Origin of the sequence: Shimia haliotis (genome assembly GCF_900114415.1) — a bacterium.
Lineage (GTDB): Bacteria > Pseudomonadota > Alphaproteobacteria > Rhodobacterales > Rhodobacteraceae > Shimia > Shimia haliotis.
On the sequence record NZ_FOSZ01000003.1, the window covers coordinates 422,887 to 448,190 of the forward strand.

Genomic DNA, 25,304 nt, shown 5'->3' on the forward strand with positions numbered 1-25,304 from the left:
TCGTCCACTTGGACTAAAAAATTTTGAAAAGGTTTTTGCAAAGAAAAAGGCCCGCCGATTGGCGGGCCTTTCTGATTGCCTTGATCGCTTTGGATCAGTTCGGGATCTCGGCGGTGATGCCTTCTACGTAGAAGTTCAAACCGGCCAGACCGTTGTCGCCATAGTCGGCGGCGGTTTCACCCTCTGCCAGCCACGGGGTGCCGTCTTGCTTGTTCAGCGGACCGGTGAAGGCGTGGTAGGAGCCGTCTGCCAGTGCCGCGACCATTTCCAGTGCGGAGGCTTTTACGTCGGCAGGAACAGCGTCGGAGATTTCGCCGATGCCAACCATGCCTGCGCCAATGCCGTCCCATGTGGAGACGGATTCCCATGTGCCGTCCATGACGGCCTTGGTGCGTGCTACGTAGTAGGGGGCCCAATCGTCGATGATGGAGGACACGCGCGGGAACGGTGCGTATTCACCCATGTCAGACGCCTGACCGAAGGTCACAACGTTGCCAGCTGCCTGAGCGGCGGCTTGCGGTGCTGTGGAGTCGGTGTGCTGCAGGATCACGTCTGCGCCCTGCTCGATCAGAGCTTTGGCTGCGTCGGCTTCTTTTGCCGGATCAAACCAAGTGTAGGCCCAGATGATGGAGAATTCGACGTCCGGGTTTACTTTTTTGGCGTGGATGTAGGCAGAGTTGATGCCGCGGATCACTTCGGGGATCGGGAAGGACGCGATGTAGCCGATTTTGTTGGTCTTGGTCATGTGACCAGCAATGTGGCCCTGAATCGCGCGGCCTTCATAGAAGCGTGCGGAATAGACAGACACGTTGTCAGCTTGCTTGTAGCCGGTTGCGTGCTCGAACTTTACGTTCGGGAATTTTTTCGCAACTTCGATGGTCGGATCCATGTAGCCAAACGAGGTGGTGAAGATCAGGTCTGCACCCTGCAGCGCCATCTGGGTGATCACGCGCACGGCGTCGGCACCTTCAGGAACGGATTCAACGAAGGTGGTTTCAACCTTGTCGCCGAATGCTTCTTCGACCGCGAGACGGCCTTTGTTGTGTTCATAGGTCCAGCCGCCGTCGCCGACGGGGCCAACATAGACAAAGCCCACTTTGGTCGGGTCATCAGCCATGGCGGTGGTCGCCAGACCCAGCGCGACGGTAGCGCTTGTCAGAAGTTTGGTCAGTTTCATTTCGGGTAATCCCCCTGTTGGTGGTGGCAGTTTTTTATTTGGTGCCTCATTGCGAGGCGTGGAACGTGCGGCCAAGCGATGCGGGAGCGCCGCTTTTGTCAGCAGACATGATGACCAGCACGAGGATGGTTATGAGATACGGCGACATTGCCAAGTATTCCACTGGAATCGCAATACCTGCGGCCTGAAGATTTAGCTGCAAAACGTTGATACCGCCAAAAAGATAGGCACCGAGCAGCACTCGCCATGGTTTCCAGCTTGCGAAAACCACGAGGGCGAGGGCAATCCAGCCGATGCCGGCGGTCATGCCTTCGGTCCATTGCGGCACGCGGATGAGGCTGATGTAGGCGCCGCCAAGGCCAGCGCAGGCGCCGCCGAACATGATTGCAAGGATGCGCACACGGATGACGTTGTATCCCAGCGCGTGGGCGGCGTCGTGGCTTTCGCCGACGGCGCGCAGGATCAGACCGGCACGGGATTTTTTGAGGAACCACCAGACAGCAGCGGTCAGCGCGATGCCGAAGTAGAGAACAGGGTCGTGGCTGAAGAAGATCGGGCCGAGGACGGGGATGTCGGACAGGATCGGCAGGTCGAGTTTGGCCATCGCCGGAGGTTTCACACCCACGTAGGATTGGCCCATGAGGGCCGACAGGCCGAGACCAAAGAGCGTGAGCGCAAGGCCGGAGGCAACTTGGTTAGCCAGCGCGAATTGCGTGAGGAAAGCAAAGAGCAGCGACAGGACCGCACCTGCACCCATGGCGGCGAGCAGGCCGAGCATGGGAGATGTGGTTTCGACCGAAATCGCAAAGCCTGCGATGGCGCCGATGATCATCATGCCCTCGACGCCGAGGTTCAGAACGCCGGAGCGTTCAACAATGAGTTCACCAATCGCGGCGAGAAGGAGCGGGGTTGCTGCCACCATCAAAGAGGCGATCAGCAGGACGGGGTTGATTGCGGAAAGGTCCATCATGCGGCCCCTTTTTTCTTAAGCACAACGCGGTAGTTGGTCAGCAAGTCCAGAGCCAGCAGGAAGAACAGGAGCATGCCCTGAAAGACCTGAATGGCGGCGGAGGGTAGGCCCAAGTTGCCTTGCGCCAAATCGCCGCCGACATAGGTCAGCGCCATCAGCAAGGCCGCGAGCAGGATACCTACGGGATGCAGGCGGCCCAAGAAGGCGACGATGATGGCGGTGAAGCCATAGCCTGACGCGAAGTCGATGTTGATCTGGCCCGAGGGGCCAGTGACTTCGAACAAGCCTGCCAGACCCGCCAAAGCACCGGAAGTGCCGAGGCAGAAGAGGATCAGGCGGGTGGGGTTCACGCCGGCAAAACGTGCGGCGTGTGGGGAATCACCTGTGAGGCGGATGTTGAAGCCGAGGATGTGACGGTTCAGCAGGATGTATGCGAAGATCACTGCGATGAAGGCAAAGGCCATGCCCCAGTGCAGACCGGCCGCTTCGTTGATCCAGCTGGAGCCAGCGGGGAAGTCGGAGAAGTTACGCGAGCCAGGGAAGCCCATACCTTCGGGGTTTCTGAGAAGACCGAGCGACATGGAGGCCAGTAGCTGTTCAGCCACATAGACCAACATCAAAGACACAAGGATTTCGTTGGTTCCGAAGCGGGTTTTCAGGATCGCGGGGATCATGGCCCAAGCCCAGCCGCCAACCGCACCCGCGAGGATCATCAGCGGGAAAATCAGGCGGCTTTCGGTGGGGTAAAAGGCAAGACCAACACCTGCGCCGCAAATCGCGCCGATGATGTATTGGCCCTCGGCCCCGATGTTCCAGATGCCGGCCTTGAACCCGAGGCTCAGGCCAATGGCGATCAGCACAAGAGGGGCGGCTTTGACCAAGAGTTGCGGGCGGTAATAGAAGGCAAATTCGCCGAAAACCGGATCCCAGAAGATGGTACGGATGGCCTCGAACGGGTTTTTGCCAAGGACTGTGAACAGCAAGCCGCCCATGATCATGGTGATCAATACGGCGATCAACGGGGTCGCGAGCGAGAGCGTGCGCGAGGGCGTCGGGCGTTTCTGAAGCGCGATCATGCCTCTGCTCCTTCTTTTTCTTCATCGCCCACATGAGCGACTTCCATGCCATGCGCGCCGCCCATCATCAGGCCGATTTCATCAACCGTCAGGCCGGCAGCAGGGCGGATGTCAGACAGCCGGCCTTCGTTGAGTGCGCCAAAGCGGTCGGAGATTTCCATCAGTTCATCAAGGTCTTGGGAGATCACAACAATGGCCGCGCCTTCGGCGGCGAGATCAAGCAAGGCCTGACGGATCGCGGCGGCCGCGGCGGCGTCAACGCCCCAAGTGGGTTGATTCACGACGAGCACTTCGGGGCGTTGCAGAACCTCGCGGCCAATGACGAACTTTTGTAGGTTGCCGCCAGACAGAGCGCGGGCGGCCACGTGGGTGCCGGGTGTGCGCACATCAAAGCGCTCGATGATGGATTTTGCGAAGTCGTTGGTGCTGGCCCAGTTTACAAAACCGTTGTTGGTGAGATTTTCCCGGATCGCACCGGTCAGAAGGGCGTTTTCGGTCAGGCTCATGTCAGGCGCGGCGGCGTGGCCGAGGCGCTCTTCGGGGGCGCAGAGAATACCACGTTCGCGGCGCGCGTTGGGGCCAAGGTTGGCCACATCCTGACCTTTGACTTTCACCGCGTCAGGCCATGTGAGCGATTCACCTGAGAGCGCGGACAGCAGTTCGTCCTGTCCGTTGCCCGCAACCCCGCCGATGCCGAGAATTTCGCCGGCGCTGACGGTGAAGTGGATGTTTTTAAGCGTGGTTCCGAAGGGGCTTGTCGGCTCAAGCGTCAGCCCCGAAACATCAAGCACCACATCGCCGGTTTTTTCGGTAGAGCGGGTCGGTGTTTGCAACGTGTCGCCGACCATCAACTCGGCCATGTCGCGGGCAGAGGTTTCCGCGGGGACACATTCGCCGACATTCTTGCCGAGGCGCAGAATGGTGGCGTGGTCGCAGAGTTTGCGGATCTCTTCGAGCTTGTGGGAGATGTAGAGGATCGAGGTGCCTTCATCACGCAGTTTGTTCAGCGTTTTGAAGAGGATGTCGACTTCTTGCGGGGTCAGAACCGAGGTGGGCTCGTCCATGATAAGGAGTTTCGGATCCTGAAGCAGGCAGCGAATGATCTCGACGCGCTGGCGTTCGCCGGCAGACAAATCGCCAACGATGCGGTTGGGATCAAGCGGCAGGCCATAGGTTTCGGACACGCGGCGGATTTTGCGGGCCAGATCGCGCATCGGCGGCGGGTTTTCCATGCCAAGGGCGACGTTTTCCGAGACCTTGAGCGCATCAAAGAGCGAAAAGTGCTGAAACACCATGGCCACGCCCGACGCGCGGGCGGTCTTGGGATCAGCGGGCGTGAAGGATTTGCCCTGCCAAGTCATCGTGCCACTGTCAGGTTTGACAAGGCCGTAGATCATTTTGACCAAAGTGGATTTGCCAGCGCCGTTTTCGCCCAGCAGCGCGTGGACCTCGGATTGGCCGATATCAAATGAGACGTCGTCATTGGCGACCACACCCGGATAGGCTTTGGTCAGTCCCTTGATCGACAAGAGCGGTGTGGTCATGTGGTCCCCCTGCGAGCCGTGATTGGCGGCGTTGGTGCCCTGTAGGCCTCTGCCTGTTCTTTGAGCGCACTCACCCTAGGGAGCGGCAGGGCTTTACTGCAAGATAAACTTAGGGAGGGGAAGGGGGCCAGAGAGGAATGTGCGTAAGGTTATCGCGGCGTGAGTTATTGCAAAACAAGGGGTTGGCCGGAACGCGGCGCGCTCACTTTCAACAGATCCTTGAAAGTCTTGCAGGGTTTAGCGGCGCGATCGTGCGTAATTTTTGAGCGTTTGGCAGGGGCGGGGAGCGTCGCCCCCGTTACGGCAAGCTGTGACTCCCCCGCTATACTTTGGCCAGAAAGACGGCGTCTGCCGCTTGTCTGCGCCAGCCGCAGGACGGGCGGTTTAGAATTCCTCAACCGCCATTACACCGTCGATCGCCTTGAGCGCGCCTTTGATCTGCGGGTTGACCGGGAAGCCCACGCCAACGTCGATTTCCACCTCGCCCGGCAACTCCATGTTGTTGAGGCAAAACACCACCGGACCTTTGGGGGCCTTGGGGTTGGCCTCTTTGGCGCCTTGCAGAATGTTGGCGACCGGCACCACCGCGGTGCTGTCGTCGAGATAGATTTTCAGGCCCGAGTTGCCCGCATCCGCGGCGATCACGTCTACAGGCGTCATCGACTGGGCGAGCAGTTTGAGTTGATCGCTTTCCATTTCGGCTTTCACGGTGACGACAACCTTGGAGCCTGTCTCAAGGTGTTCACGGCATTTTTCCAAAGTGTCGGAAAAGATCGTGACCTCATAGGCCCCCGTCGGGTCGGAAAGTTGCGCAAAGGCAAAGCGGTTGCCCTTGGCGGACTTGCGTTCCTGTCGCCCTGACACGCGGCCTGCGAGTTTGGCCACCAGCGGGCCGCCGCGGGCTTTTTCCGTCAGTTCATCCAGTGTCAGAACCTGTTTACGTTTGAGCGCGGGCATATAGTCTTCGAGCGGGTGGCCGGAGAGGAAAAAGCCGATTGCGCGGGCTTCTTCGTCGAGTTTCTCCGCCGGCAGCCAATCGCCCACAGGCGACAAACGCGGTTCGGGCAGATCATCGCCTGCTTCGCCAAAGAGGGATACCTGATCGCTGGCTTTTTGTTCGTGGATCGCGGCGGAGTAGTTCACCAACCCGTCGAGGCTTTCCATCACGCGGCGACGGTTGTTGTCGAGCTGGTCAAAGGCGCCGGAGCGGGCGAGCATTTCCAGCGGGCGTTTGCCAACTTTCTTGAGATCAACACGCCGTGCGAAATCAAAAAGCGTGGCAAAGGGTTTGTCCTGCCCGTCCATTTTGCGACCCTCGGTCACAAGCTTCATCGCCTCGATGCCGACGTTTTTCAGCGCTCCGAGTGCATAGACCAATGCGCCGTCGACCACTTTGAAGGTCGCATCCGAGCGGTTCACACAGGGCGGCACATAAGGCAGTTTCAGCGCCTTTTTGACCTCTTCGAAATAGACCGCCAACTTGTCCGTCAGATGGATATCGCAGTTCATGACACCCGCCATGAACTCCACCGGATGGTTCGCCTTGAGCCAAGCGGTCTGGTAGCTCACCACCGCATAGGCCGCCGCGTGGGATTTGTTGAAACCGTAGTTGGCAAATTTCTCGAGAAGGTCAAAAACCTCGCTCGCTTTTTTGGCCGGTACGCCGTTTTCGGCCGCGCCTTTTTCGAACTTCGGACGCTCGGCGTCCATGGCCTCTTTGATCTTCTTACCCATCGCACGGCGCAGCAGGTCCGCGCCGCCAAGGCTGTAGCCCGCCATGACCTGCGCGATCTGCATCACCTGTTCCTGATAGACGATAATGCCCTGAGTTTCCTCAAGAATATGGTCGATCAGCGGGTGCACGGATTCGATCTCCCGCAGGCCGTTTTTGACCTCGCAGTAGACCGGAATGTTTTCCATCGGGCCAGGACGGTAAAGCGCCACAAGCGCCACGATGTCCTCGATACAAGTTGGCTTCATGCGCTTGAGCGCATCCATCATGCCGGTGGATTCCACCTGAAACACCGCGACGGTCTTGGCGGCGGAATAGAGTTTGTAGGTGGGGTCATCGTCCAGTGGAATGGCGTTGATTTCGTTGATCGCGCCCTCGGGCGGCTCATAAAGCTCTGTGCCATCGGCGGCGACGTGGATGTCGCGACCCGAGTTGAGAATCTGTTCGATCGCGTTCTGGATCACGGTCAGCGTTTTCAGACCCAAGAAGTCGAACTTCACCAGTCCGGCCTGCTCCACCCATTTCATGTTGAACTGGGTAGCGGGCATGTCGGAGCGCGGATCCTGATAAAGCGGCACCAAAGCGTCCAGAGGACGGTCGCCAATCACAACACCAGCGGCGTGAGTCGATGCGTTCCTGAGCAAACCTTCGACCTGCATGCCGTATTTCAAAAGCCGGTCGACAACTTCCTCGTTGCGGGCTTCTTCGCGCAGTCGCGGTTCTTCCTTCAAGGAATCCGCAATCGACATCGGTTTTACACCTTCAACAGGGATCAGCTTGGAAAGCCGGTCCACCTGTCCGTACGGCATCTGCAAAACGCGGCCGATGTCGCGCACCGCAGCCTTGGACAAAAGCGCACCAAAGGTGATGATCTGCCCCACCTTGTCGCGGCCGTATTTCTCTTGCACATAGCGGATCACTTCTTCACGGCGATCCATACAGAAGTCGATGTCAAAGTCCGGCATAGAAACCCGTTCGGGGTTCAAAAACCGCTCAAACAGGAGAGAATAGCGCAGCGGATCAAGGTCGGTGATCGTCAGCGCATATGCCACCAAAGAGCCCGCACCGGAGCCCCGTCCCGGTCCCACAGGAATGCCCTGATCCTTGCCCCATTGGATGAAGTCCGCAACGATCAGGAAGTAGCCGGGAAAGCCCATGCCTTCGATGATGTCCAGCTCGAAATCCAGTCGCTCCTGATATTTCTCGACACTGACCGCGTGTGGGATCACCGCGAGCCGCGCCTGAAGGCCCTCGTTGGCGATCCGGCGTAGTTCCGCAACTTCGTCGTCGGCAAATTTTGGCAGGATCGGATCACGGCGATAGGTGGCAAAAGCACAGCGTTTGGCAATCTCGACTGTGTTTTCGATCGCTTCGGGCAGGTCTGCAAACAGCGTGACCATTTCTTCGGGTGATTTGAAATAATGCTGCGCCGTCAGGCGCCGCCGCCCGTCTTGCTGATCAACATAAGCGCCTTCGGCAATACAGATCAGCGCGTCATGCGCCTCATACATTTCCGTGTTGGGGAAATAGACGTCATTTGTCGCCACCAACGGAATGTCCATTGCATAGGCCATTTCGACAAAACCGCGTTCCGTCAGCCGCTCGGCCTCCGGCTGCCCGTTCTCGCCGGGGTGGCGTTGCAGCTCGACATAGAGCCGGTCGGCGTAGATGCCTTTTAGCCGTGCCATCATCGCCTCGGCCTCGGCGCGATGACCCTCGCGCAGCATCCGGCCCACAGGGCCGTCCGCACCGCCGGTTAGACAAATCAGCCCCGCACTGTGCGCTGCGAGTTGCTCCATTGTCACTTGCGGAGACTCGGTGCCGTCCTTGTCCACATAGAGACAGGAGCTCAGTTTCATCAGGTTCTCATAGCCCTCTTCGCGCTGGCTCAAAAGAACCACCGGCGCCGGAGCGGGTGGTTGGGTGCGACCTGACGGGTCGTCATGGGGCATCTTTACCGAAACCTGACAGCCTACGATGGGCTGAATTCCCGCTCCTTGCGCACCCACAGAAAACTCCAACGCCGCAAACAGGCTGTTGGTGTCGGTGATCGCCACCGCAGGCATGCCCATATCAGCACACATGCCGGGCAGTTTCTTGGTCCGAACCGCGCCTTCGAGAAGCGAGTATTCGGTGTGAACGCGGAGATGAATGAATCGGGGATTGCTGCTCATGAGGCCAAGCTATCGCAGGCCGCTGTCCGAGGAAACGTCGCAATCGGCCCCCAAAGCAACATCCTGTCTTTTTGTTCCGAAAATACCTTGGGGTGAGGCCGTCAGGCCGAGGGGCAACGCCCCTTCCGCGTCATCAATAATGCGGCGGGCGTTCGTCGCCCATGACCACGCCGCCGCCGCCGTCCTGTTCACGGGTGGCTTCGCGCTCCATCAGCATCTGCACGCGGCGGGTCAGAAGGGCGATTTCGTTGTCCTGTCGGGCAATCACGTCGCTTAGGTCTTCGACGGTGCGTGTGAGGTGGGCGATCTGTTCTTCGAGCTTTTCCATAGGGCTCAGATAGGGTGCGGGGTGTGGCGACGTCAAGCGACGTGGGGTTTTTCTTGTTTGAGCGCCCGGTGGCTGATCGGATCAGAGCGGGAGGATCAGCGATGACAGTCATCATTCGGGACGAAGGGCGTGTACGGGTTGTGGAGATCAACCGGCCAGAGGCGCGCAATGCTGTGGATCCGGGCACGGCTCGGGCTTTGTTTGAGGCATTTCAGTCGTTTGAGGCAGAGGACGGGCTGGACGTGGCCATTCTGACCGGCGCGGGCGGCTTTTTCTGCGCAGGTTTTGATCTGAAGGCTGCGGCTGCGGCGGAAGGGGCGGATTGGATCAAAGCGGTGCAGATCCCTGACGATTGGCGGGATGCACAGTCGCAGCGGATTGTCGGGTCGATGGGGCCGTCCCGCCTGATGCTCTCCAAGCCGGTGATTGCCGCGATCGAAGGGCCCGCGGTGGCCGGAGGCATCGAGTTGGCCGCGTGGTGTGACATGCGGGTGGTGGCCGAAGGGGCCACGATGGGAGTGTTTTGTCGCCGCTGGGGAGTGCCGTTGATTGACGGGGGCACCGTGCGGTTGCCGCGGATTGTCGGGCAGGGGCGGGCAAATGATTTGATTCTGACGGGGCGCGGTGTGGGCGCGACCGAGTCGGCGCAGATGGGTTTGGCGGATCGGGTTTGCGCAAAGGGTGCGGCTTTGGCGAGCGCACTCGAGTTGGCGCAGTCTTTGGTGTCATTCCCGCAAGCCTGTATGCGTGCGGATTTTCTATCGGGGCGCATGTCGGGCACCGATCTGGCAGCGGCATTGCGACGCGAATGGGCGTCTTTTGAAGTTTTTGCGGCCGAAGGGGCCGCCGGCGCCGCACGGTTTGCAGCCGGAAAAGGACGTGGCGGGGATTTCGGAGATATCTAGCGCGCTTGGAGGGGCGCTTCCGCCGTCGTTGCAAAACCCTTTCCTTGCCCCTCTGCCGCCCATTGGGTAAAGGCACAGGCGACATTATTTCACAGGGACCATAGCAATGGCCAAGCAGAAGAAAGCCCCACGCCCCAAGGCGGTCACGCCAAAGGGCTTCCGCGACTATTTCGGTGTTGAGGTGTCCGAGCGCACCGAGATGCTGCATCAGATCGCCGGGGTCTATCATCGCTATGGTTTTGAGGCCCTTGAGAGCAGCGCGGTGGAAACCGTTGAGGCGCTTGGAAAATTTTTGCCGGACGTGGATCGCCCCAACGAAGGCGTGTTTGCCTGGCAGGAGTTTGACGAGAAAGACAATGGCGACTGGATGGCGCTGCGTTATGATCTGACGGCGCCTTTGGCGCGGGTCTATGCCCAGCACCGCAATGATTTGCCCAATCCCTATCGGCGTTATGCGATGGGACCGGTCTGGCGCAACGAAAAGCCCGGACCGGGTCGGTATCGCCAGTTTTATCAATGTGATGCGGATACGGTTGGCACGGCGTCGATGGCGGCAGATGCCGAGATTTGCGCGATGCTGTCCGACACTCTGGAAACCGTGGGCATTCCGCGCGGGGATTATCTTGTGCGGGTGAACAACCGCAAAGTGATGAACGGCGTGTTGGAAGTGATGGGGCTTGGTGAGGATCAGGCCGCGCGCGACAACGTGTTGCGCACCATCGACAAGTTCGACAAGGTCGGCGAGAGCGGTGTGCGTGAGCTGCTGGGCAAGGGGCGTCTGGATGCCTCGGGTGCCTATATTGACGGCGTTGGCCTGAGCGATGATCAGGTGGAGCCTGTGATTGCCTTCCTGACCTCCAAGGCAGACAATGTAGCCAAGACCTTTGATAACCTGCGTGGCGCGGTTGGCGCGTCGAGCGTGGGGGCTGAAGGGATCGCGGAGCTTGAGCAGATTGGCGAGCTTCTGGCCGCTGGCGGATACGGCAGTGACCGGATCGAGATTGACCCATCCATTGTGCGTGGTCTGGGCTATTACACCGGACCGGTGTTTGAGGCCGAACTGACGTTTGAAATCCTCGACGAGAAAGGCCGCAAGCGGCAGTTCGGGTCTGTGTCGGGTGGCGGTCGTTATGATGATCTGGTGAAACGCTTCACCGGTCAGGCCGTGCCCGCGACCGGCGTGTCGATTGGCGTGGATCGCCTGCTGGCGGCGCTGCGCGAGAAGGGCCGCATGGGCGGTGTGGACGCGGGACCGGTGGTTGTGACGGTGATGGACCGCGACCGGATGGCGGATTATCAGGCAATGGTGGCAGAGCTGCGCAATGCGGGCATTCGGGCGGAGATGTATTTGGGCAACCCCAAGAACTTCGGCAACCAGTTGAAGTATGCAGACAAGCGCAACAGCCCTGCAGCGGTGATCGAAGGCGGCGACGAAAAAGATCGCGGTGTGGTGCAGATCAAGGACCTGATCCTTGGTGCCAAGATCGCCGAGAGCGCGACCCATGAGGAGTGGAAAGAGCGCCCGAGCCAGTTTGAGGTGCCACGCGGCGAACTGGTCGCGAAGGTGCGCGAAATTCTCGCCTCGCAGGCCGAGGGGTAGGCGGGGCGATGGACCAGAAAGCCAGAGTAAAGACGCGGGCAGCGGAGCTGAGCGCGCGGTTTCAGGCGGCGGGCGCTGTACCGGTGGAAACACCGCTTTTGTTGCCAGCCGAAGTGTTGCTGGACCTTTATGGCGAGGACATTCGCGGGCGGGCTTATGTGACATCGGATGCGCTGCGCGGAGAGCAGATGCTGCGGCCTGATTTCACGGTGCCGGTGGTGCAGATGCACATGGCGCACGGGGCGGAGCCGGCGCGGTATACCTATGCGGGCGAGGTGTTCCGGCGACAGGAAGACGACGCGGCGCGGGCCAATGAATACATGCAGGTGGGCTATGAGGTCTTTGACCGCGAGAACCCTGCAGCGGCGGATGCCGAGGTGTTTGCCGTTGTGAAAGAGGCGCTGGGCGATGTGCCGGTGCGGGCCGCAACAGGTGACATTGGCATTCTGGCGGCGGCGGTGGCCGGATTGGACACCACGGAGCGGCGCAAGAAAGCCTTGGCGCGGCACATCTGGCGGCCTCGGCGGTTTAAGGCGTTGCTGGATAGGTTCTCCGGCCGAGCCGAGATGCCCGCGAGCCGCGCGAAATTGTTGGCGGCGGATGCGCCGCTGGATCACGGTTATCCTGACATCGGGGTGCGTACTCAGGCGGAAGTGGCTGCGCGGATCGATTGGCTGCGTGAAGATGCCCAAGCGGCACCGATTTCGGCGATGCAGGTTGAGTTGATCGAGGCGCTTTTGGCAGTGCGGGAAACCTTGCCCAACGCGCTTGAACACATTCGCGATCTGGCGGTGGACATGCCGGCGATTTCGGAGGCGGCTTATCGGTTGCGCGACCGGATTGCCGCGATGGATGCGCGTGGGGTTGATGTGAACACCCTTGGGTTTGAGGCGTCTTATGGACGGACCTCGATGGAATACTATGACGGCTTTGTCTTTGGTTTTACCGTTGAGGGCCGTGCCGATCTGCCACCGGTGGCCACAGGCGGGCGCTATGATGCGCTGACCCAGGTTCTGGGTCAGGGGCGTGAAATTCCGGCTGTGGGTGGGGTGATCCGTCCGGGCCTTTTGGTCGATCTGGAGGACGCGGCATGACGATCAAGCTGGGTGTGCCCTCTAAGGGTCGGTTGATGGAAAAGACCTTTGACTGGTTCGGCGCGCGGGGCGTGCAGTTGAGCCGAACCGGGTCGGATCGGGAATATGCGGGCGCGGTTGAAGGCGTTGACGGTGTTGAGTTGGTGCTGCTCTCGGCGGGGGAAATCCCGCGTGAGCTGGCGGCGGGGCGCATCCACTTGGGTGTGACTGGCACAGATTTGATCCGCGAAAAACTGGGCCAGTGGGAGCAGCAGGTTCAAGAACTGGCGGAGCTTGGTTTCGGCCACGCAGATCTGATCATCGCGGTTCCGGGGTGCTGGGCCGATGTGGATACGCTGGATGATTTGGATGCTGCTGCGGCGGCGTTTCGAGCAGAGCACGGGTTCCGGTTGCGGATCGCAACCAAATACCACCGGTTGGTGCGCGAATACCTGATGGATGCGGGGGTCGCGGATTATCAGTTGGTGGACAGCCAAGGCGCAACGGAAGGGACGATCAAGAACCTGACGGCGGAAGCAGTGGCCGATATCACTTCAACCGGCGACACACTGCGTGCGAACCATCTGAAGATTTTGGATGATGCGGTCGTGTTGCAATCGCAGGCGACACTGTTCCGCAGCCGCGTGGCGCAGATGACGGACGCGGAGCGCGGTGGAATGGCGGCGTTGTTGGAGACCTTGGGGCTGGGTGGCTAAACACAGCAAACATCCGGTGCGCAGGGCGCGTACCGGACGATTTACAGCACGCCAATCTCTGCCAGCGCCTGATTGAGATCGTCGGGCAATGCGTCGTCATTGGCGCGGGATTTGGGCAGGTCGGAAGGGGTGTCTTCTGCCTTGAGATACCGCCAGCCTTGGAATGCGCGTTTGGTTGCCGCCACGGTGCGGTGGATTTCCGGATCCAACACGATGGCGCAGCGACGGATGCCGTCTTCGCCGATAACCTCATCCAGTCGCAGGATGCGCTGGCGACATTGGATCACGCCCTTGATCACCCAATAGATTGATCCGCCAGCGAGAATCTCCGCTTCGCGTTTGGGCCACATGCGTGTCACGTGGCGAGGCAGACCATCCGCCATTTGCGCGCGGCGCATGTCTTGCCATGCCGCGAGTGTTTCCACGCTTTCGGTGCCGACGCTCAGTTTGACCAGGTTGACGTAGTTATCCACAGGTTTCCCACAGAATCTTCCAGAATTGACGCTCTATATTGTATGTCATGTGCAAGTGGCCGCAACCTATTGTGCAAAATCTTCGCCTGCCCTCGGGTTAATTGTTGTGTCGAGGGGCCGAGTCAGTTTAGTTTGTAGCCTCTTCACATTAACGCGCCGAACCTAACAGGGAATCAAGAATGAGCCGTTTCGCTGCCCCCATCGCCGAGCAAATCTGGGACATGAAATACCGTTTCAAAGAGGCTGATGGTACGCCGATTGACATCACGGTTGAAGACAGCTGGCGCCGCATCGCGCGCGATCTGGCGAAAGTCGAGAAAGACCCTGCGAAATGGGAAGATAAGTTTTATGCGGCGCTGGAGGATTTCAAATATCTGCCCGCCGGTCGCATCACAGCTGGCGCGGGCACTGCGCGTCAGGTGACGTTGTTCAACTGTTTTGTCATGGGCACCGTGCCGGACAGCATGTCGGGGATTTTCGACATGCTGAAAGAGGCCGCGCTGACCATGCAGCAGGGCGGCGGCATCGGGTATGATTTCTCGACCATTCGCCCGCGTGGTGCGGACGTCAAAGGCGTGGCGGCGGATGCCTCCGGCCCTCTGTCGTTCATGGATGTGTGGGATGCGATGTGCCGCACCATTATGTCCGCCGGTTCGCGCCGTGGCGCGATGATGGCGACCATGCGCTGTGACCACCCTGATATCGAACAGTTTATTACCGCGAAATCCGACCCTGCGCGCCTGCGCATGTTCAACATGTCGGTTCTGGTGACAGATGCGTTCATGGAAGCGGTGAAAGCGGATGGCCCTTGGGAATTGACCTTCGGCGATCGTGTGTATCACACGGTTGATGCGCGTGATCTGTGGAACAAAATCATGCAGTCGACCTATGACTACGCCGAGCCGGGCGTGATCTTTATTGACCGCATCAACCAGCGCAACAACCTGAACTATGTTGAGGAAATTGCCGCAACCAACCCCTGTGGCGAGCAGCCTTTGCCACCTTATGGCGCGTGCCTGCTTGGTTCGGTGAACCTCGCGCGTTTGGTGAGCAATCCCTTTGAGGCGAATGCGGAACTGAACCAGGACGCGCTGACGGATCTGGTGGCGACCGCTGTGCGGATGATGGACAACGTTGTGGACGCGTCCAAGTTCCCGCTCGAGCAGCAAGCACAGGAAGCGCAAGCCAAGCGACGCATTGGTCTTGGTGTGACGGGTCTTGCCGACGCGTTGCTGATGCTGGGTCTGGAATACGGCACCGAAGAAGCGGCAGAGCAGACCGAAGTGTGGATGAAAGCCATCGCGCGCGCGTCTTATTTGGCGTCGGTCGATCTGGCCAAAGAGAAGGGCGCGTTCCCGCTTTTTGACAAAGAGAAATACCTGAACGGTGGCATGGTGCAGGATCTGGATGAGGACGTGCGGGCCGCGATTGGCAAGCACGGCATCCGCAATGCGCTTTTGACCTCGATCGCGCCAACCGGCACCATCAGCCTTTATGCGGGCAACGTATCCTCGGGCATCGAGCCGGTCTTTGCCTATGCCTATACTCGTAAGGTTTTGCAGAAAGACGGATCGCGCACCGAAGAAGAAGTCGTTGATTACGCTGTGCAAATGTGGCGCGACAAGTTCGGCGACAAGGCGTTGCCAAGCTATTTCGTGAACGCCCAAACTCTGGCACCGGCGGCGCATGTGCGTATGCAGGCCGCGGCGCAGAAGTGGATCGACAGCTCGATCTCCAAGACCATCAACTGCCCCGAAGACATCAGCTTTGACGAGTTCAAGGAAGTCTACATGCAGGCATGGGACACTGGCTGTAAGGGGTGCACCACCTATCGCCCCAATGAAGTGACGGGTTCGGTTTTGACCGTTTCGGAATCTTCGGAGGCTGCCCCAGGTGAGAAGCCGGCGGATCATGTCGCGGACTCCGGTGAGGTCATTTATATGTCCGAGCCTCTGGAGCGCCCGCAGAGCCTTGAAGGCGCGACCTACAAGCTGAAGTGGCCGGACAGTGAGCACGCGATTTACCTGACGGTGAACGATGTGATCATCAACGGCCATCGCCGCCCATTTGAAGTGTTCATCAACTCCAAGAACATGGAGCACTACGCTTGGACACTGGCGCTGACCCGCATGATCTCGGCGGTGTTCCGTCGCGGCGGGGATGTGTCGTTCGTGGTCGAAGAGCTGAAGGCTGTGTTTGATCCGCGCGGTGGTGCATGGATGGAAGGCAAGTACATCCCGTCCATTCTGGCGGCGATTGGCGGTGTTCTGGAACGTCACATGATCGCCATTGGCTTTATCGAAGGCGAAGGCATGGGGCTGAAAACTGATCCGCAGGCCGAAGTGGTGGCGGTCGGTGAAGCGCCAAAAGGCAAGCCCTGCCCAAGCTGCGGCGAATACGGTCTGCAGATGGTTGAAGGCTGTATGACTTGCCCTAGCTGTGGCTTTAGCAAGTGTGGTTAAGAAGCTGGTCGGAACAGTAGGCCCTTGTGGCTGCTGACCTGTCCGGTTTGGCAACGTGAAAAGCGGCCCACAGTGGCCGCGCAGATCTCGGGGTTCAGGTGAGCCCCGAGATTTTTTGGTTGTGGACCTTTTTGATGACGGCGCAACGTGAAACCGAGGCCCGTTGCAATTGTGGCTGTTGCGTGCACAACGATGCGCAACGTTGAAGTACAAAGCAAAGGGAGAGTGGGCTGTGGGCACGGTACTTGTGGTGAGCGCGCATCCGTCAGCGCAAAGTTTTACCAACGCGTGGGCCGAAGCGAGCGTGGCGGCGGCGCGAGCTGCAGGAGATGACGTGTTGCGCTCTGATCTTGGGGCGATGGGTTTTGATCCGGTGGAGGCGCCGGGCGTCTATGGTTTGCCGAACGGGGAAGCATTTGACCCGCTGAAGGCACAGCAAGCGGCCAGTGAAGCAAATGAATTGCCTGCGGATGTGGCGGAAGAGGTGGCCAAGGTTCGGGCCGCGGATCGGATTATTCTGCATTTTCCAATCTGGTGGTTTGCGCCACCTGCGGCGCTAAAGGGCTGGCAGGATCGCGTGTTTGCCCAAGGGGCATTGCACAGCGAGGACGCGCGGTTCGATCGAGGGATGTGCCTTGGCAAAGAGGTGCTGTTTTGTGTCTCAACCGGCGCGCGTGAAAGTGAATGCGGGCCGGATGGCAAGGAAGGGGATTTGCGTCTGCAGTTGTGGCCGCTGGCCTATACGTTCCGGTATTTGGGTATGACGGTTCTGGAGCCGGTGTCGGTGCATTCGGTGCATGGTTATCACGAAGGTGAAGCCAAGCAGGCCGTGGAGGCGCAGTTGCGTTCTGTGCTTGACGCGCAGACAGAACTGGCGGCGCGTTGGAACAGCTTGCCCCGAATGGTGTTTAATCCAGAAGGGGATTTTGACGCGGACGGTCGATTGAAGGCTGACGCGCCGAGTCATTCACCCTTTGTGCGGCATGCCTGAGACCCGCCTTTGAAGACAGGGCACAAGCAAGCCACAGCCTAAGACGTTTGGCTCTGGATGAACGTATCTATCAGATCGACGATCTGAGGGGCGAGATCAGGGGTGATGATGTGGCCCATTCCGGCGATGCGGTGAAATGGGCAGTTCGGGATGGTGGCAGCGATCTCGGCGCCGAGGTCCACGGGGATCAACGCGTCGTCCTCGCCGTGAATGACCTGACAGGGCACGGATGTCTGCGCGAGCGCGGGACGTTGATCAGGCGCGTTCAGAACCGCGAGCAGTTGACGATTGATGCCGTCCGCGTCGACCCCACGGTCAAAGGCAAGGGCAGCTTCGGCGCGGATTTCGGCCTCGGTCATTGGAAAGCCGGGGCTGCCGTTGGTGGCGTGTTCTGAGACCCAGCTGTCGATATAGGCTTCCCTCCCAAGTGGGCGCGACAGAAGCATCGGCAGCATGGCTGAGGCCTGATCAACGCCGATGAGTGGGCGCGCGGCTGTCATCACGATGGTGGCGGAGCGCAATCGATCAGCATGTTGCGTCACCAGAAGCTGCGTGATGCCGCCGCCCATGGAAATGCCGAAAACGTGGGCTGTTTCGATGTTGAGCGCATCCATCAGGCCGGTGACGTCCTGCGCCATATCGGTCAGGTGATAGGCGGGCGTGACGGGTTTTCCGGCTTGGGTCAGGGTGAGGATGTCGTCGGCGTCGCCGGGGGCGTCGGGATGTGGGCAGCGTTGGGACAGGCCGACGTCGCGGTTGTCAAAACGGATGACATAGTAGCCGTGGGCCGCGAGGCCTTCGTAGAGTTCGGCAGGCCAATGGATCATTTGCGAGCCAAGGCCACGGATCAGAACAAGTGGGATGCCGTCCTTGGGACCGTGGGTTTCGTATTCGAGTGTGATGCCGTTGGCGGTGATCTGCATGTGTGGTCTCCCTTGGCGCTACGGTAGCGCATTGGCAGCCCTTGTAAATCCGCCTTACCTTGGTTGACGGGGTGACGTCAGGTTGTAAGGGTGAAGCCCATGTTATCGCGCCACCACAAGACGATTTTTGTGCATATCCCCAAAACCGGCGGTCAAAGCGTCGCGCAGGTTTTTCTGGACGATCTTGGGTTGAGTTGGGAGGAGCGCGGGGCGCTCTTGATGCGGCGCGGAGACCGCGCACAGCCGGAGCGTTTGGCCCATCTTTATGCGCGGGAATACGTGGAGATGGGATTTGTGTCGCAACAGGATTTTGCGGCTTTCACCAAGTTTGCGGTCATCCGGCATCCCTATGCGCGTATGGTATCGGAGTATGTTTACCGCATGGGCGTGGTGGACTGGATGGCGCAACATTTGCCGCGCTGGCAGGCGCGGCGATTTGAGAGCTTTGTCGACACGCACTATGACGATCCGCTTTGTGATGGAGCGCGCCATCTTGCGCCGCAGGTGGCGTATGTGATGGACGCCGATGGTCAGTTGATGGTGGATCATCTGGTGGATCAGTCGGAGTTGGCAGCGGGCCTAGCGCCGGTATTGTCTGCGATCTTTGGCCGTGAGGTGGCCTTGCCGCACCGCAATATGAAGCGGGAGGCGCCGGGGTTCACGGAAGAGGTGCTGACACAGCATCAGAAAGACCTAATCTGGCGGCGGTATCGCGATGATTTTGAGGGTTTTGGTTTTGACCGTTGAGATTGGCGCGATTTGCAATTGATTGCGGACAGGAGCGGGGTCACCTCTTTGGCTAAGTGGTTTCAGAGAGGGAAATGGAATGGCGAAAACGGATCAGGTGCCGGTTGAGCACAATTTCGGATCACGCCCCGATGCGGCGGAAGTCGTGGCGGGGATCGACCTGAACGGCAAGACGGCGGTGGTCACGGGCGGCTATAGCGGTCTGGGGCTGGAAACTGTGAGGGCGTTGGCTGGCAAAGGCGCGAAGGTTGTCGTGCCGGTGCGAACGCCTGAAAAAGCCGAGGCGGCGCTGGCGGATGTGGCTGGTGAAGTGGTCGCGCTGCCGATGGATCTGGGCGACATCAGGTCGATTGCGCGCTTTGCAAATGAGGTGGCGGGGACGTTGCCCAAACTTGATCTGCTGATCAACAACGCGGGGATCATGGCCTGCCCGCTTGACCGTGTCGGGCCGGGTTGGGAGAGCCAGTTCGGTGTCTGCCACATGGGGCATTTCGCGCTGACGCAGGCGATGATGGGCCTGCTGAGCGCTGCAGAGGCACCGCGGGTGGTGTCGTTGTCTTCAACGGGGCACAAGCTGTCGCCGATCCGTTGGGACGACATCCAGTATGAGAGTACGGACTATGACAAGTGGCAGGCCTACGGGCAGGCAAAGACCGCAAATGCGTTGTTTGCCAATGCGTTGTCACGGCGGTTGAACGTCACCGACGGACTGGCGTTTTCCGTGCATCCAGGTGGGATTTTCACGCCGTTGCAGCGGCATTTGCCCAAGGAAGAGATGATCGCGCTGGGCTGGCTTGGCGAAGATGGGGAGCCTTCGGAGTTGGCCAAGCAGGGGTTCAAGACACCAGAGCAGGGGGCGGCGACCTCTGTGTGGGCGGCGACCTCGCCGTTGTTGGAAGGCAAGGCTGGGGTCTATTGTGAGGACTGTAACATCGCGCAGCCAACCGATCCGGACAGTCCGACCGCGCGGTTCTTCGGGGTGAATGACCATGCCACGGATGATGAGGCGGCGGAGCGGCTGTGGTCGGTGAGTGAGGCGTTGCTCGACGCGGCTTGAGGTTGCTGTGGGGTCATGGTTTCGGGGCCGAATGAGCAAACAGGCCATGCCCCTACGGGCGTCGTGGGGGCATTGGCGTGAAACCAAAAGAATTTGGCCGCGCTGGCCAAGGGAACTCCAGCTTCAATGCTTAGATCTCTGGTGAGAGATCAAAAGTATTTGGAGGTGTGCTTATGGAAGGCCTAATTCTTTTTCTTGTTTTTGTTTTGGTTGTTGCAGGTAGCATTCTACTGTTTGGGAACCGATCAAACGTTGGAACTTCGACGGATCAGCGCCCTCAAATACAGCCGCTGCCGCGACGAGCGGAAAAAAAGGCACAAAAGAAGAGGCCAGAACAGAAGCGACGCTCGACCGAGCCGGGAAAAAAGGGTCCGTTGAGTGCCGAGGAATGGTGTCGGGAAAACAATGTTCCTCTACCACCCATGCCGGAAAGCTTGTCTATTTCGGGGCCTGCTTACGTTATTGATGGCGACACGATCCGGATCAAGAAAACGAAAATTCGGCTGGCGGGAATAGACGCTCCCGAAACCGACCAGCCTTACGGTCAAAAATCAAAATGGGCTATGGTGCGAATTTGTAAAGGCAAAACCATTACCGCGAAACTGGACGGTAAACGGTCCTATGACCGACTTGTTGGAACCTGCTATTTGCCGGATGGAAGCGATATAGGTGCCGAAATCGTAAAAGAGGGCCTTGCGCTGGATTTGGCAGTTTTCTCCGGTGGTAAATATCGGCATCTAGAACCTGACGGCGCGCGTCGTAAATTGGCCTTTGGCAAATTTGGTCACAGATCCATCAAGCGGCAGAGCGGCTCTTCAACGTGAGCGCGGCAGGAGGGTTTGTGGCCTAAGCAAGATTTGAGCACATTCCGTGGGAAGGCGTGAGCTTGATATTTCGTGGGACGTTGCTAGCGTCCCCGCATGACCATACGCGCAATTGAATATTTCTATTCCACCCATTCGGCTTTTGCCTATCTCGGGGCCAAGCGGCTCGCCGAGATTTGTACGGCGCATGACTGTCGTCTGATCCATCGACCGTTTGAACTGTCTCCGGTTGTCGAAGCTGCAGGCGGGCTGTCTTTTGCAGGGCGCAAGCAGACGCATGTGGACTATTTCTTTGGCCGCGAGATTGAGCGCTGGGCGGAGTATCGCGGGGTACCGGTGATTGCGCATCGCCCGACCTATCACGACAACGCGCTGCATCTGTCGAGCGGGATGTTGATTGCGGCGGAGCAAGCGGGGCTGGACTTAGATGCGCTGTCGTTTGCGATGTTGCAGGGGCATTGGCGCGACGACATTGATCTGGCGAACCCCGAGGATCTGGCGCAGGTGGCGCGGGCTGTGGAGATCGATCCCGCACCTTTGTTGTCGGCATCGATGACGCCGAATGTGCAGGCGGTGTTTCAGGCGAACACACGGGAGGCGCTGGCGCGTGGGGTGTTTGGGTCTCCGACCTACTTCGTGGATGGCGACATGTTTTACGGGCAGGACCATCTTGAATTGCTGGAGCGGGCGTTGGTGCAGCCGTTTGCGCCGAGCGGGTTTAGGAATCCGCCGGTGGGTGGGTGACGGGGTGAAGTTGCGCGTTCGTCGAGGAATCCGCTGACCGGTTGAGCGCGACGTGAGCGCCCCTATATGTCAAAGCGGAGCATTTGCTCAAAAAACTTCACTCCCCGCCGTTGACTCCTCCCAAAACTGCCCCTACCTCTTTCGCCGTTAGCACTCGATGCAAGTGAGTGCTAATCGCCCAAACGGTGTCGCAGAATGGCATCGGGGCGTGGGAGAAACTTTGAGTGAAGGAACCTCGAAGATGGCATTTACACCGCTGCACGATCGCGTGCTTGTTCGCCGCGTTGAAAGCGATGAGAAAACCGCCGGCGGATTGATCATCCCCGAAAGCGCAAAAGAAAAGCCCGCTGAAGGCGAAGTTGTTTCCGTGGGCGCTGGCCTGCGTGACGACGCTGGCAAGCGCGTGGAACTGGACGTCAAAGCTGGCGACAAAGTTCTGTTCGGCAAATGGTCCGGCACCGAAGTCACCGTTGACGGTGAAGAGCTGCTGATCATGAAAGAATCCGACATCATGGGCATTATTGCCTGATCGTCTGACCGACATTTACGAAATTAGGAGCCTTTAAAATGGCAAAAGACGTCAAGTTTGACACCGATGCCCGCAACGCAATGCTGCGCGGCGTGAACGTTCTGGCAGACGCCGTTAAAGTGACCCTCGGCCCCAAAGGCCGTAACGTGGTTCTGGACAAATCCTTTGGCGCGCCGCGCATCACCAAAGATGGTGTATCCGTGGCCAAAGAGATCGAACTGGAAGACAAGTTCGAGAACATGGGCGCACAGATGGTGAAGGAAGTTGCTTCCCGCACCAACGACGAAGCCGGCGACGGCACCACCACAGCGACCGTTCTGGCACAAGCCATCGTCAAAGAAGGCCTGAAGCAGGTTGCTGCTGGTCTGAACCCGATGGACCTGAAGCGCGGCATCGATCTGGCAACTGCGAAAGTTGTTGAAGGCATCGTAGCTTCTGCACGCGAAGTCAAAGACTCCGACGAAGTTGCACAGGTTGGCACCATCTCCGCCAACGGCGAAGCCGAAATCGGCCAGCAGATCGCAGACGCGATGCAGAAAGTTGGCAACGAGGGCGTGATCACTGTTGAAGAGAACAAAGGTCTGGAAACAGAAACCGATGTTGTTGAAGGCATGCAGTTCGACCGCGGCTACCTGTCGCCTTACTTCGTGACCAACGCTGACAAAATGATCGCCGATCTGGACGACTGTCTGGTTCTGCTGCACGAGAAGAAGCTGTCTTCGCTGCAGCCGATGGTTCCGCTGCTTGAGCAGGTGATCCAGTCCCAGAAGCCGCTTCTGATCATTGCAGAAGATGTTGAAGGCGAAGCGCTGGCAACTCTGGTTGTCAACAAACTGCGCGGCGGCCTGAAAATTGCTGCTGTCAAAGCACCTGGTTTCGGCGATCGCCGCAAAGCCATGCTGCAGGACATCGCGATCCTCACCGGCGGTCAGGTTATCTCCGAAGATCTGGGCATGAAGCTTGAGTCCGTGACCATGGACATGCTGGGCACTGCCAAGAAAATCGAGATCACCAAAGACGAGACAACCATCGTTGACGGTGCTGGCGCCAAAGCCGAGATCGAAGCACGTGTTGCTCAGATCCGCACCCAGATCGAAGAAACTTCTTCCGACTACGACCGTGAGAAGCTGCAAGAGCGCGTTGCCAAACTGGCAGGCGGTGTTGCTGTTATCCGCGTTGGCGGCATGACCGAAGTGGAAGTGAAAGAGCGCAAAGATCGTGTTGACGATGCTCTGAACGCGACCCGCGCTGCTGTGCAAGAAGGTGTGATCGTTGGTGGTGGTGTTGCTCTGGTTCAGGCCGGTAAAGCACTGGAAGGTCTGGAAGGCGCGAACGCTGACCAGAACGCCGGTATCGTGATCGTGCGCAAAGCCATCGAAGCGCCTCTGCGTCAGATCGCTGAGAACGCCGGTGTTGATGGTGCGGTTGTTGCGGGCAAGATCCGTGAATCCGCTGACCTGACCTTTGGCTTCAACGCGCAGACCGAAGAATATGGCGACATGTTCTCCTTCGGTGTGATCGACCCGGCCAAAGTGACCCGTACAGCTCTGGAAGACGCAGCCTCCATCGCGGGTCTGCTGATCACCACCGAAGCTATGGTTGCCGACAAGCCTGCCAAAGACGGCGGCGCAGCTGGCGGCATGCCCGACATGGGCGGCATGGGCGGCATGGGCGGCATGATGTAATCACTGTTCGCTTTGCGAACGGTGATGCGACAGTGCATTGGCCTACGGGCCAATGTCACGACAGCAGCAGCCCAAGAGTTAGAGGGTCGCCTTCGGGCGGCCCTTTTTGTTTTGGGGAGTGGGTTTCATTTCGGACAATTGAGGCTGTCCGCAGAGGACGGCCGTTGGGCAAAACACGCCGATCCATTTGACAGCGGCACCTCACATCCCCATGTACCCCCCAAGACACATTGGAGATTTTATGGCCCGGTTTCTGGAGCAATGATGAGGGGGAGGCAGAGCGGCTTCCCACCTGCACAATCGAACAGGACGACCTGTCTGCGCACCCGCGTCAGGCACCTGTTTTTCTGCGATTATTTCTCTGATACGATAGGCGCAAGCGATGGCTTGGCGCCCGACCATGAAAGATCATACCGATGACACGGGACTATTCCCAATTCTTGCCCGCGATGGGCACTCCTTTGACCGACAAACCCAAGCGCAGTGCGTTGGATATCCTTGGCTGGCAGCCGTTTTTCGCTACGCAGGTTGATGTCGATACCCTGACCGAAAAGCCGCCTGTGCGTGTGACCGAAGTGCACAAGTCCGGTGCCAACGTAAGGGGCGACGGCTTTGACGGGTTGATCCCGCCGGGGTTGGAGATTGCGGTGGGGGATTGGCTGCTGTTTGACGAAGCTTTGCCAACGCACAGCATCCTTCTTGACCGCAAAAGCCTGTTTAAACGCCGCGCGGCAGGGCATGCGAAACACTATCAACTTATTGCAGCCAATGTGGACACGGTGTTTGTCGTGACCTCCTGCAATCAGGATTTCAATGTGGCGAGGCTGGAGCGATTCATTGCGTTGGCCTTTGAAAGCGAGGTCGCGCCGGTGATCGTGCTGACCAAAGCGGACCTTTGCGACGACGTGGAGCGCTATGTGCAGGAGGCACAGACGATTTCGGACCGCGTGCCGGTGATCGCGATAGATGCCAAGGCCGGTGATGTGGCGGGCGCGCTGGAGGATTGGTGCGCGCCGGGACAGACGATTGCTTTCCTCGGCACTTCGGGTGTTGGAAAATCGACGCTTGTGAACGCGATTTTTGGCTCTGAACAGGCCGCAACAAGCGGCATTCGCGAGGACGACGCGCGGGGGCGGCACACCACCACCGCGCGGCAGTTGCATTTCACCGAAGCGGGCCTTGGAGTGCTTGACACACCAGGGATGCGGGAGTTGCAATTGGCGGATGCAGAGGCGGGCATTGCTGACCTGTTTTCCGACGTTGTGGATCTCGCCAACCAGTGCAAGTTCAACGACTGCGCCCATGACACCGAGCCCGGCTGTAAGGTCAGGGCGGCGATTGACGCGGGCACACTGGATGAAGCGCGGCTGGAGCGCTATCGCAAGCTCGCAGCGGAAGACCGGCACAACACGGAAACCCTAGCCGAACGACGTGCGCGACAGAAAGACTTTGGCAAAATGATCAAGACTGTGACCAAGGTCCACAAAGGGCGCAAAGGCCGGCGCTAAGCGTGTAAGCCTCTGCTGCGGGTGATCCGCTGGCAGGGGCGATGCGTAACCTATCCAAACCATCCC

At 59.1% G+C, this 25,304-nt stretch carries 21 protein-coding genes; 13 read left to right on the plus strand and 8 right to left on the minus strand.

Going from position 1 to position 25,304, the window contains the following annotated elements; genetic code table 11:
- Nucleotides 1-94: 94 nt before the first annotated feature.
- From BM069_RS10300 to BM069_RS10325, 6 genes are all read right to left on the minus strand, one after another.
- Entirely contained in the window at nt 95-1,177 is a 1,083-nt protein-coding gene (locus BM069_RS10300; RefSeq protein WP_093323448.1) for a BMP family ABC transporter substrate-binding protein, read from the minus strand.
- Nucleotides 1,178-1,223: 46 nt separating this feature from the next.
- On the minus strand, nt 1,224-2,144 hold the full coding sequence (locus BM069_RS10305; RefSeq protein ID WP_093323588.1) for an ABC transporter permease: 921 nt from the start codon (nt 2,142-2,144) through the stop codon (nt 1,224-1,226).
- Nucleotides 2,144-3,223, minus strand: a complete 1,080-nt coding sequence (locus BM069_RS10310) for an ABC transporter permease (protein ID WP_093323449.1) — start codon at nt 3,221-3,223, stop codon at nt 2,144-2,146. Before BM069_RS10310 ends, BM069_RS10305 begins: the two co-directional genes overlap by 1 nt.
- Nucleotides 3,220-4,767, minus strand: coding sequence for an ABC transporter ATP-binding protein (locus tag BM069_RS10315; RefSeq protein WP_093323450.1), 1,548 nt, complete (start codon nt 4,765-4,767; stop codon nt 3,220-3,222). The genes BM069_RS10310 and BM069_RS10315 overlap by 4 nt, the downstream gene beginning before the upstream one ends.
- 384 nt (nt 4,768-5,151) lie before the next feature.
- Complete coding sequence (gene dnaE, locus BM069_RS10320; protein WP_093323452.1) at nt 5,152-8,673, minus strand: DNA polymerase III subunit alpha; 3,522 nt, start codon at nt 8,671-8,673, stop codon at nt 5,152-5,154.
- Nucleotides 8,674-8,806: 133 nt separating this feature from the next.
- Nucleotides 8,807-9,001 carry a SlyX family protein gene (locus BM069_RS10325; protein WP_093323453.1) on the minus strand — a complete coding sequence of 65 codons (195 nt, stop codon included), beginning with the start codon at nt 8,999-9,001 and terminating at the stop codon, nt 8,807-8,809.
- A gap of 101 nt (nt 9,002-9,102) precedes the next feature.
- Here BM069_RS10325 and BM069_RS10330 point away from each other — a divergent pair, with 101 nt between their 5' ends.
- From BM069_RS10330 to hisG, 4 genes are all read left to right on the plus strand, one after another.
- Entirely contained in the window at nt 9,103-9,906 is an 804-nt protein-coding gene (locus BM069_RS10330) for a crotonase/enoyl-CoA hydratase family protein (RefSeq protein ID WP_093323454.1), read from the plus strand.
- A 106-nt stretch (nt 9,907-10,012) separates the two neighbouring features.
- Nucleotides 10,013-11,506: a histidine--tRNA ligase gene (gene hisS, locus BM069_RS10335; RefSeq protein WP_093323456.1), complete on the plus strand. Its 1,494-nt coding sequence runs from the start codon at nt 10,013-10,015 to the stop codon at nt 11,504-11,506.
- A gap of 8 nt (nt 11,507-11,514) precedes the next feature.
- A complete protein-coding gene (locus tag BM069_RS10340; RefSeq protein ID WP_093323457.1) occupies nt 11,515-12,600 on the plus strand; it encodes an ATP phosphoribosyltransferase regulatory subunit in 1,086 nt (361 codons plus the stop codon).
- Complete coding sequence (gene hisG / locus BM069_RS10345; protein ID WP_093323458.1) at nt 12,597-13,295, plus strand: ATP phosphoribosyltransferase; 699 nt, start codon at nt 12,597-12,599, stop codon at nt 13,293-13,295. The genes BM069_RS10340 and hisG overlap by 4 nt, the downstream gene beginning before the upstream one ends.
- 41 nt (nt 13,296-13,336) lie before the next feature.
- Here hisG and BM069_RS10350 read toward each other — a convergent pair whose 3' ends face one another.
- Complete coding sequence (locus tag BM069_RS10350; protein ID WP_093323460.1) at nt 13,337-13,768, minus strand: DUF1489 family protein; 432 nt, start codon at nt 13,766-13,768, stop codon at nt 13,337-13,339.
- A gap of 179 nt (nt 13,769-13,947) precedes the next feature.
- Here BM069_RS10350 and BM069_RS10355 point away from each other — a divergent pair, with 179 nt between their 5' ends.
- Together BM069_RS10355 and BM069_RS10360 are read left to right on the plus strand one after the other, a co-directional pair.
- Nucleotides 13,948-16,230, plus strand: a complete 2,283-nt coding sequence (locus tag BM069_RS10355) for an adenosylcobalamin-dependent ribonucleoside-diphosphate reductase (protein WP_093323461.1) — start codon at nt 13,948-13,950, stop codon at nt 16,228-16,230.
- A gap of 232 nt (nt 16,231-16,462) precedes the next feature.
- On the plus strand, nt 16,463-17,221 hold the full coding sequence (locus tag BM069_RS10360) for an NAD(P)H-dependent oxidoreductase (RefSeq protein WP_093323462.1): 759 nt from the start codon (nt 16,463-16,465) through the stop codon (nt 17,219-17,221).
- Nucleotides 17,222-17,259: 38 nt separating this feature from the next.
- On the opposite strand, the gene BM069_RS10365 is transcribed toward BM069_RS10360, so the two are convergent.
- A complete protein-coding gene (locus BM069_RS10365; protein ID WP_093323464.1) occupies nt 17,260-18,144 on the minus strand; it encodes an alpha/beta fold hydrolase in 885 nt (294 codons plus the stop codon).
- A 99-nt stretch (nt 18,145-18,243) separates the two neighbouring features.
- On the opposite strand from BM069_RS10365, the gene BM069_RS10370 reads away from it, so the two are divergent.
- The 7 genes from BM069_RS10370 to rsgA all read left to right on the plus strand — a co-directional run bounded on the left by BM069_RS10370 (nt 18,244) and on the right by rsgA (nt 25,238).
- On the plus strand, nt 18,244-18,891 hold the full coding sequence (locus BM069_RS10370; RefSeq protein WP_093323465.1) for a sulfotransferase family 2 domain-containing protein: 648 nt from the start codon (nt 18,244-18,246) through the stop codon (nt 18,889-18,891).
- 79 nt (nt 18,892-18,970) lie between these two features.
- Entirely contained in the window at nt 18,971-19,948 is a 978-nt protein-coding gene (locus tag BM069_RS10375) for an oxidoreductase (protein WP_093323467.1), read from the plus strand.
- Between the two features lie 173 nt (nt 19,949-20,121).
- Nucleotides 20,122-20,772, plus strand: a complete 651-nt coding sequence (locus tag BM069_RS10380; protein ID WP_093323468.1) for a thermonuclease family protein — start codon at nt 20,122-20,124, stop codon at nt 20,770-20,772.
- 96 nt (nt 20,773-20,868) lie between these two features.
- A complete protein-coding gene (locus BM069_RS10385; RefSeq protein ID WP_093323470.1) occupies nt 20,869-21,516 on the plus strand; it encodes a 2-hydroxychromene-2-carboxylate isomerase in 648 nt (215 codons plus the stop codon).
- A gap of 241 nt (nt 21,517-21,757) precedes the next feature.
- Nucleotides 21,758-22,045 (plus strand): co-chaperone GroES, encoded by a 288-nt coding sequence (locus BM069_RS10390; RefSeq protein ID WP_093323471.1) that lies wholly within the window; start codon nt 21,758-21,760, stop codon nt 22,043-22,045.
- 38 nt (nt 22,046-22,083) lie between these two features.
- On the plus strand, nt 22,084-23,730 hold the full coding sequence (gene groL / locus BM069_RS10395) for a chaperonin GroEL (protein ID WP_093323473.1): 1,647 nt from the start codon (nt 22,084-22,086) through the stop codon (nt 23,728-23,730).
- Between the two features lie 416 nt (nt 23,731-24,146).
- Nucleotides 24,147-25,238 (plus strand): ribosome small subunit-dependent GTPase A, encoded by a 1,092-nt coding sequence (rsgA, locus tag BM069_RS10400; RefSeq protein WP_093323475.1) that lies wholly within the window; start codon nt 24,147-24,149, stop codon nt 25,236-25,238.
- Nucleotides 25,239-25,304: the final 66 nt, after the last annotated feature.